The 7483-nt window shown below is 75.0% G+C and carries 6 protein-coding genes, 1 tRNA gene and 1 pseudogene; 1 reads left to right on the top strand and 7 read right to left on the bottom strand.

Annotated features, from left to right (window positions below):
• The 3 genes from PYV61_RS17510 to rsmH form a co-directional block, all read right to left on the bottom strand.
• A partial coding sequence (locus PYV61_RS17510; RefSeq protein WP_275833972.1) for a penicillin-binding protein 2 occupies positions 1 to 1777 on the bottom strand: 1777 nt, incomplete at its 3' end.
• A gap of 6 nt (positions 1778 to 1783) precedes the next feature.
• Positions 1784 to 2134 carry a cell division protein FtsL gene (locus PYV61_RS17505; RefSeq protein WP_275833970.1) on the bottom strand — a complete coding sequence of 117 codons (351 nt, stop codon included), beginning with the start codon at positions 2132 to 2134 and terminating at the stop codon, positions 1784 to 1786.
• The gene (rsmH, locus tag PYV61_RS17500; RefSeq protein WP_275833968.1) at positions 2131 to 3078 is read right to left on the bottom strand and encodes a 16S rRNA (cytosine(1402)-N(4))-methyltransferase RsmH; all 948 of its coding nucleotides are present in this window, start codon (positions 3076 to 3078) and stop codon (positions 2131 to 2133) included. The genes PYV61_RS17505 and rsmH overlap by 4 nt, the downstream gene beginning before the upstream one ends.
• Positions 3079 to 3150: 72 nt before the next feature.
• Here rsmH and PYV61_RS17495 point away from each other — a divergent pair, with 72 nt between their 5' ends.
• On the top strand, positions 3151 to 4053 hold the full coding sequence (locus PYV61_RS17495) for a YegS/Rv2252/BmrU family lipid kinase (RefSeq protein ID WP_275833966.1): 903 nt from the start codon (positions 3151 to 3153) through the stop codon (positions 4051 to 4053).
• A gap of 56 nt (positions 4054 to 4109) precedes the next feature.
• On the opposite strand, the gene PYV61_RS17490 is transcribed toward PYV61_RS17495, so the two are convergent.
• The 4 genes and pseudogenes from PYV61_RS17490 to PYV61_RS17475 form a co-directional block, all read right to left on the bottom strand.
• Positions 4110 to 5834: a tetratricopeptide repeat protein gene (locus tag PYV61_RS17490; protein WP_275833963.1), complete on the bottom strand. Its 1725-nt coding sequence runs from the start codon at positions 5832 to 5834 to the stop codon at positions 4110 to 4112.
• Between the two features lie 189 nt (positions 5835 to 6023).
• A tRNA-Val gene (locus tag PYV61_RS17485) sits at positions 6024 to 6097 on the bottom strand.
• Positions 6098 to 6266: 169 nt separating this feature from the next.
• Entirely contained in the window at positions 6267 to 6467 is a 201-nt protein-coding gene (locus PYV61_RS17480) for a hypothetical protein (RefSeq protein ID WP_275833961.1), read from the bottom strand.
• A gap of 33 nt (positions 6468 to 6500) precedes the next feature.
• Positions 6501 to 7483, bottom strand: a pseudogene (locus PYV61_RS17475) (hypothetical protein); the annotation flags it as partial.

The following is a 7483-nucleotide window of genomic DNA, read 5'->3' as shown; positions in this document are numbered from 1 at the left end:
CCAGCTCGCGGCGCAGCTCGACCGGCACCTCGGGCGTCGCCGCGCGCTCGGCCAGCTCCTGCGCCGACGACGCGCGCGGCACCGTGTCCTTCGGGCGGTACGCGTCGCGCGCGCGCGGCAGCACCCGCTCGGCGAGCGACGTGCGGTCGAGCGCCGCGTCGCGCGCCGCGAGCGCGGCCTGCAGCACGACCTTCGACACCGGCGCCGCCGTCTTCCCGCCGTAGATGATCCCCGACGGGTTGTCGATCTTGACGATGATGACGAACTGCGGGTCCTCGACCGGGAAGATCCCGGCGAACACCGCGTTGTAGCGGCCGGCGGCGTACCCGCGCCCGCCCTCGGTGCGGCGCACCGTGCCCGACTTCCCGCCGAGCGTGAAGCTCGCGAGGTCGGCGTCGGTCGCGGTGCCGCTCTCGACGACGGTGCGCAGCAGCCCGCGCATCGTGGTGGCGACCGACTCCGGCATCACGCGGCGCACCACGCGCGCCTCGTGGCGGAAGCGCACGCCGCCCTCGGCGTCGCGGATCTCCTTCACCAGCGCCGGCTCCAGCAGCAGCCCGCCGTTGGCGATCGCGCCGTAGGCGGCGGCCAGCTGCAGCGGCGTCACCGCCAGCTCGTAGCCCATCGACAGCGACGCCGGGGTGGTCGCCGACCACCGCGCGGGCGGGTTGAGCGTCCCCGACGCCTCCGCCGGATACGGCACCCCGGTGGGCGCGCCGAAGCCGAGGTCGCGCAGCGCCTCGTACTGCTCGCGCGCGGCCAGGCGCTGCGAGAGCTTCACGATCCCGATGTTGCTCGACTCGCGGATGATGGTCGCGAGCGACATCGTGTCGGCCTTGTGCACGTCGGTGATCGTGCGCCGGCCGATGCGCCAGATCCCGCCCTCGGTGTTGACGTTCTCGTGCAGCCGCGCGCGGCCGCGCTCCAGCAGCTCGGCGGCCATGAACGGCTTGATCGTCGAGCCGGGCTCGAACGGCTCCGAGATGGCCGTCGCGGCGGTCGCGCGCGGGTCCTGCCGCTGGCTGGCGAGCGCCAGCACCTCGCCGCGGTGGGGCTCGAGGACGACGATGTCGCCGCCGGTCGCGCCGGCGTCGCGCACGGCGTCGGCCAGCGCGCGCTCGGCGATGTCCTGCAGCCCCTGGTTGAGCGTCAGCGTGATCGAGTGCCCCGGGCGCGCCTCGACCGAGTGGACGGCGGGGGACGCCATCCGCCCGCCCTTGGCGTCGCGCAGCAGCAGCGCGGTGCCGCGCTGGCCGAGCAGGACGCTGTCGAGGGCGAGCTCGATGCCGTCGACCGGCTTCCCGCCCCCGTCCACCCGGCCGACGATGCGGCGGATCGCGGCGCTCATCGACGGCACGCGCTCGACGGTGGGGGCGGCGTGCACGCCGCGCAGCGCGGTCGCCGGGGCGACGTCGCTCGGCAGCCAGCGGCCTGGGATCTCGACCCACTTCCGCGTCGTGTCCGAGGCGCGCTTCACCCACTCCTTGGGGACGCCCGCCCTGGCCAGCGCGCGGCGCAGGACGGCGACGTCCCGCACCTCGCGTGGGGCGACGCGCAGCTGCACCAGCTCGCGGCTCTCGACCAGCACGCGGCCGCTGGCGTCGGCGATGAGCCCGCGCGGCGCCGGGAGCGACGCGTCGGCGATCTGCTGCCGCTCGGCGCTCGCGCGCCAGGTGTCGGCCTGGAGCAGCTGCACCTGCGCCGCCTTCCCGACGAGCGCGAGGGCGAACGCCACGAGCGAGCCGTGGATGATGGCGGGGCGATCGAACCGGGGCACGGCGCGTTACTTCGTGGAATCGCCCGGGGCCCCGTCGCGCGCGACGCGCGTGCGGGGCCGGGCGAGGATGACGACCTGGGTGTCGCTCGGGACGCGCATGCCGAGACGCTCCTCGGCGGCGGTCCCGATGCGGGCGCGGCTGGCGGCGAGGCGCACCGCGCTGCGCAGCGCGGCGTGCTCGGCCTCCAGCTGCCGCCGGCGGACGTCGAGCACCTGCAGCTCGCGGGTGCGCGCGATGCCGTAGCTGCGGCGCCAGACGACGGCCGCCGCCATCAGCACGAACGCCAGGAGCGCCAGCGCGACGACGGAGCGCCCGCGCGGCCCCCCCCGGCGCGCGCCGCGCGAGCGGGGGCTCACGCGGCGCGCTCCCACACGCGCAGCTTGGCGCTGCGCGCGCGCGGGTTGCGCGCGACCTCGTCCGCGGACGCCTCGAGGGCGCGGCGCGTCACGAGCCGCCCCAGCGCCTCGTGCCCGCAGGTGCAGACCGGGTGGCGCGGGGGGCAGACGCAGGCGGTGCTCCACTCGCGGAAGGCGTGCTTGACCAGCCGGTCCTCCCCCGAGTGGTAGGCGATGACGGCCAGCCGGCCGCCGGGGACGAGGGCGTCGCGCAGTGCCGGCAGCGCGCGTCCGATCCCGGCGAGCTCGTCGTTGACGCCCATGCGCACCGCCTGGAAGAGGCGCGCGAAATCGCCGGGGCCGCTCCGCGGGCCGAGCGCGCCGCGGATCGCCCCGACGAGGTCGTCGCTGGTGGCGAACGGGCGCGTGGCGCGGCGGCGCGTCACCTCGCGGGCGAGGCGCGGCGCGCGGGGCTCGTCGCCGAACTCGCGGAAGAGGCGGGCGAGGTCGCGCTCGTCCCACGTGTTCAGGAGGGTGGCCGCGTCGTCGGGGGCGTCGGTGCCCATGCGCATGTCGAGCGGCGCGCCCTCGCGGAACGAGAAGCCGCGACCGAGGTCGTCGATCTGGTGGGAGGAGATGCCGAGGTCCAGGAGTGCGGCGTGCACCGGGCGTCCGGCGAGGTGGTCGGCCGCGTCGGCGTAGTTCGCCCGGAGCGCGGTGAATCGGCCGGCGTCGGCCCACGCGCGCAACCGCGTCGTCGCGGCCGCGATGGCCTCGGGGTCGCGGTCGAACGCCACGACGTCGAAGCCGGCCTCCAGCAGCGCCTCCGAGTGTCCGCCCCCGCCGAGGGTGCCGTCGACGGCGAGGCGCCCGTGCGGGTCCGCCTCGGCCGCCAGCAGGCGGACGATCTCGGCCGCCAGCACGGGGGCGTGGTACGCGGAATCCCACCGGGCGCCGTCGGACATCGGGAGGCGCATTCTAGCCGTCATCCGGGAGGGGCGTCAATCTGGCCGCATTCTCGCACTGCGGAGCGCGCCATGGCCTTCGGACGCACGTTCGACCTCGTCATCCACGGCGCCCGCGCCGACGACCCGGGCCTCCGCGCCGCAGCGGAGTGGGCGCGCACCATCGGGCACCGGATCCGCGCCCACGTGACCTGGGAGGCGGGGGACGCGCGCCGGTTTGCGGCCGAGGCCGCCGAGCGGGGGTCGGACGCGGTGCTGGCCGTCGGCGGCGACGGGACGGTGAACGAGGTGATCAACGGCCTCATCGGCTCCACGGTCCCGCTCGGCATCCTGCCGGTCGGGACGGCCAACGACTTCGCGCGGCAGACGGGGATACCGGACGACCCGCGTGCCGCGCTCGAGCTCGTCATTGAGCGGCCGCCGGTCACCGTCGACCTCGGCACGCTCAACGGGCGCGCCTTCCTCAACGTCTCGTCGGCCGGGCTGGGCGCCGAGACGACGGCGGAAACGGGGGCCGTGGCGAAGGGGGTGCTGGGGCCGCTCGCCTACGCCATCACCGGCGTGCGCAAGCTCGCGGGCGAGATGAGCGCCTATCGGGCGCGGGTCGAGGGGCCGGGCTTCGCGCGCGACGTCGAGTTCCTGGCGCTGGCGGTCGGGAACGCGCGCGCCACCGGGGCGGGCACGGTCATCACCCCACTGGCCCGCCTCGACGACGGGCTGCTCGATGTATGCGTGGTCGCCCCGATGGCGCTCGGGGAGCTGGCGGGGCTGATGCTGGAGCTGCGGCGCGGCGAGCACCTGGAGCGCGACGGGGTGCTGTACGCGCAGGTGCCCTGGCTGCGCGTGGAGAGCGAGACGCCGCTGACGGTAAACCTGGACGGGGAGCCGCAGGCGCTGACGCGGCTGGAGTACGCGGTGTCGCCGGCCGCGCTGCGGGTGCACGTGGCGCACCTGCCGGGGGAGGGGCCGGAATAGACGAAGGGGCCGCCTCCCTCGCGGGAGGCGGCCCCTCGTCGATCAGCGGTGCCGGCTCAGCGGCAGAGCGCCTTCACGAACTGGTCGGCGTAGGGCGAGAACTGCGTCAGCTGCTGCAGGAGCTGCTGCGTCGCCTGCGGGTTGAACTTGCCGCCGGCGGGCAGGTTCGACTGCGCCGTCAGGAAGTTCGCCTGCGCGGCCTTGGAGACCGTGCACCCCTCCGCCTTCTGCGCCGCGCTCCCCTTGGAGAGCTGCTGCGCCTGCTGGAGCTGCTGCCCGCCGAGGCTGAAGGCGGTGGCGCCGAGGAGGAACTGCCCCTCCGGCGTGCTGCTGGTCGTGTTGGCGAACTCGAGGAAGCGGATCGCCTTCTCGAAGTCCTCGACCTTCTTGGACGCGTTGGCCGCGCGGTAGGCCGTCTGGCCGATCGACAGGGCGTAGCGGGCGACCGTGGCCGCGCTGTCGCCGGCCGCCGCGGCCGCCTTCAGCGACTCAAGCGCCTGCGCGTCGTTCCCGGACTCGGCCTGCAGACGGGCCAGGGCCATGCGCGCCCCCGGGGCCTTCGGGTTGGCCGCGAGCGCCTTGTTCAGGACCTCCATCGCCTGCTGCGACTGGCCGGACTTCACCAGCGCGTCGGCGTAGGTCGCGAGCAGGTCGCCGTCGTTCGGGAACTTCTGGACGCCCTGCGCGGCGAGCTGCGACGCCTTCTGCGGCTGGCTGTCCGCGATGGCCGCGGCGGTCAGACGCGTGAAGAGGCGGGCCGTGGCGGCCGCGGTGTCGGCCTTGAGCAGCTCCTCGCCGGCGGCGAGACCCTGCTTGAGGTTGCCGGCGGCGAACAGCACCTGCATCTGGAGCTGCAGGAAGTTCGGGTCGCCCGGGTTGTCGCGCACGAGCTGCTCGACGACGGGCACCGCCTTGCTCGCCTTGCCCGAGCCGGCCCACTCGTTGGCGATCTGCTCGAGCAGGCGCTGGTCGGACGGGTCGGCGGCGACGAGGGCGAGGAGCGTCTCGTCGGCCTTCTCGACGTTGTTCTGCCCCTTGTAGGCCTCGTACGCGATCGTCAGCGCGGGCTTGCTGCGCGGGTCGATCGCGATGACCTCCTGCGCGACCTTGAGCACCTCCTCGGCCGGCGCCTTGGACGCCTGCATCGCCGCGGCGAGGCAGAGGCGGGCGAGCGTCGACTTCGGGTACTCGGCGATCCCCTTCCGGGCGGCCGCGATCGCCGCCGGGTACTGGCTCTGGCGCGCCGAGTTCTCGCAGGTGCGGACGTCGTCGAACGCCCGCTGCGCGGCCTTGAACTCGTTGGTCACGGCGCCGGCGGCCTTGTCGGCCTTGTCGACGCGGAACGACCCGAGCGGCTGCACCAGCTTGTTGTCGCGGGTCAGGACGAGGAACGCGTCCACCCGCTGGCCGGCGGAGTCGCGGACCACGTTGCCGACGAGGTACTCGTCGGCGCGGAGGATCTGCGCGAGCGCGCGGGCGTCGTGCGCGGCCAGGGCCTCGTTGGTCGGGAAGCCCGACGCCTCGAGGTTGGCGACGATGTCGTTCTTGGGGAGGACCCACAGCTGCTTGGCCGTGAAGTCCTGCGAGATGCGCGTCCGAATCGCGTCGGCGGCCTGCACGCCCGACGCCTTGTCGGCGCTACGGAAGACGCCGACCATGAGGCGCGGCGCATTCGGGTCGGCGGGGCCGCGCTGCTGGGCGACGGCCGCGAGCGGGGCGCTGGCGACGACGCCGGCGGCGAGGGCCGTGAGCGCCTGGCAGTAGCGAGCCTTCAATGGCATAACCTCCGAAGCGTTAAACATGCGTACCCCCGCGGGTACCCGATCGGCCGGTGGCGGTTCCGACGCGGCTCTCGCGCCGCCGCCGCTTTCTCTCACGACACCTGACGACACCTGCGAACTCAATACCACGCCGTGCGTCGCGGGTTCGCGACCTCGTCCGCATCGGCCGTGCCCGTCGTGCCCGCCGGATGGGCGAAGAGGGATTCGAACCCCCGACATCCTGTGTGTAAGACAGGCGCTCTGACCGGCTGAGCTATTCGCCCCGGCGGGACGCTTCTCCTACCCGCGCGAGGGGGTAAGGTGACCGTGCACCACGCCCCCGTCTACGGCTTTAATCGTCTCCTAATGTGACGACACGTGCCGCGCCCCCGTCCGAAGGGGTTCGGGCGGGGGCGCGGGGTCCTCCGGGTCGTGCGGAGCGCTCGGGACGCGTCAGCGCAGGATGGCGAGCGGCACGAACACGCAGTAGCCGAGGATCAGCAGGATCGGCGCGAGGGTCTCCCCGCCCCGCCACAGGTCGGCGTAGCCGGCCAGCAGGACGGCCGCGGCGACCGCCCACCAGATCCACGCCGGGCGCGTCCGCGCCTCGGCGGTGCCCGCGTCGTTCGCGCTCCCCACATTGCTCTGCGTCATGGGGCGGAAGCGTAGAGGTGCCCGGAGGCGAAGTCAACCAACGCGCGGGGCCTCCGGCTCCTCCCCGAACGGCGGCTCCCCGAGCAGGGCGGCCAGCGCGCGCTCCTCCCGCTCCGCCGCCGCGTCGGCCTCCCGCAGCGCGTCCATCCGCCGGCGGTCGCGGCGGCGGCGCATGACGAACATCGGGATGAGCACGACCGAGAAGATCGAGGTCGCGATCGACAGGTTGGCGACCAGCGCCAGCACGCCGTAGCGCCGCCGCGTCCGCTCCTGCCACTGCTTCTCGAACGCCGCGGCCGTGATCCCGAAGGCGCGGCGCACGGCGGGGTCGAACCGCCCCTCCTGCTTCCAGTACTGGAAGAAGAGCGACAGCCCGCGCTCCCGGTCGCGCTCCGCCAGGTCGGACACCGCCCGCCACGCCAGCGCGTAGCTCGCGTCGGCCTCGCCGGCGCCGTGGTAGAAGCCGGCCTCCAGCGAGTCGAGCGTGGGCATGCCGCGCACGAGCAGGGCGACGTTGGTGGCCAGCGTCTCGTCGCGCCCCCACTCGCCGGCCGCGTAGCTGGCGTACCCCTCGTCGAACCAGCGCGGCGGGAGGTCGCCCAGCGCCTCGTGCAGCGCGAGGTGCGCCAGCTCGTGGCGCAGCACGGTGCGCGGCTCGCCGGCCTCGGAGCCCGCCGTCCGGCCCTGCATGACGATCCGCATCGACCGCGGGAAGGCGACGGCCGCGCCCCATTCCGGCGCGGCCGGCCCCACCCACTCGCGGAAGCGGCGCGCGTCGGGGGCGACGGCGATCAGCACGCGCGCGCGCGGCCGCGGCAGCCCCGGGAAGGTGTCGCGCCGCTGCGCCTCGGCGAGCAGGGTCCGCGCGAGCGCGCGGTCGTCGGGGAACGCCACCACGGTGAATCGCCCGGCGTCGTGGCGCTCGGCGCCCGACGGGCGCGGCGGCGCCGGCCGCGCGGCGGGCGCGCGCGCCAGCACGACCACGAGCCAGAGCGGCGCGGCCAGCGCGGCCAGCG

The organism is Roseisolibacter sp. H3M3-2 (assembly GCF_029211165.1).
GTDB lineage: Bacteria > Gemmatimonadota > Gemmatimonadetes > Gemmatimonadales > Gemmatimonadaceae > Roseisolibacter.
The sequence above is the reverse complement of the archived record's forward strand: the minus strand, read 5'-3'. Positions and strand labels throughout refer to the sequence as shown.

What these genes read in the sequence shown, in the direction of transcription:
- rsmH (WP_275833968.1), bottom strand. Translation starts at nt 3,078, where the DNA reads ATGTCCGACGGCGCCCGGTGGGATTCCGCGTACCACGCCCCCGTGCTG.
- PYV61_RS17480 (WP_275833961.1), bottom strand. Translation starts at nt 6,467, where the DNA reads ATGACGCAGAGCAATGTGGGGAGCGCGAACGACGCGGGCACCGCCGAG.
- PYV61_RS17490 (WP_275833963.1), bottom strand. Translation starts at nt 5,834, where the DNA reads ATGCCATTGAAGGCTCGCTACTGCCAGGCGCTCACGGCCCTCGCCGCC.
- PYV61_RS17495 (WP_275833966.1), top strand. Translation starts at nt 3,151, where the DNA reads ATGGCCTTCGGACGCACGTTCGACCTCGTCATCCACGGCGCCCGCGCC.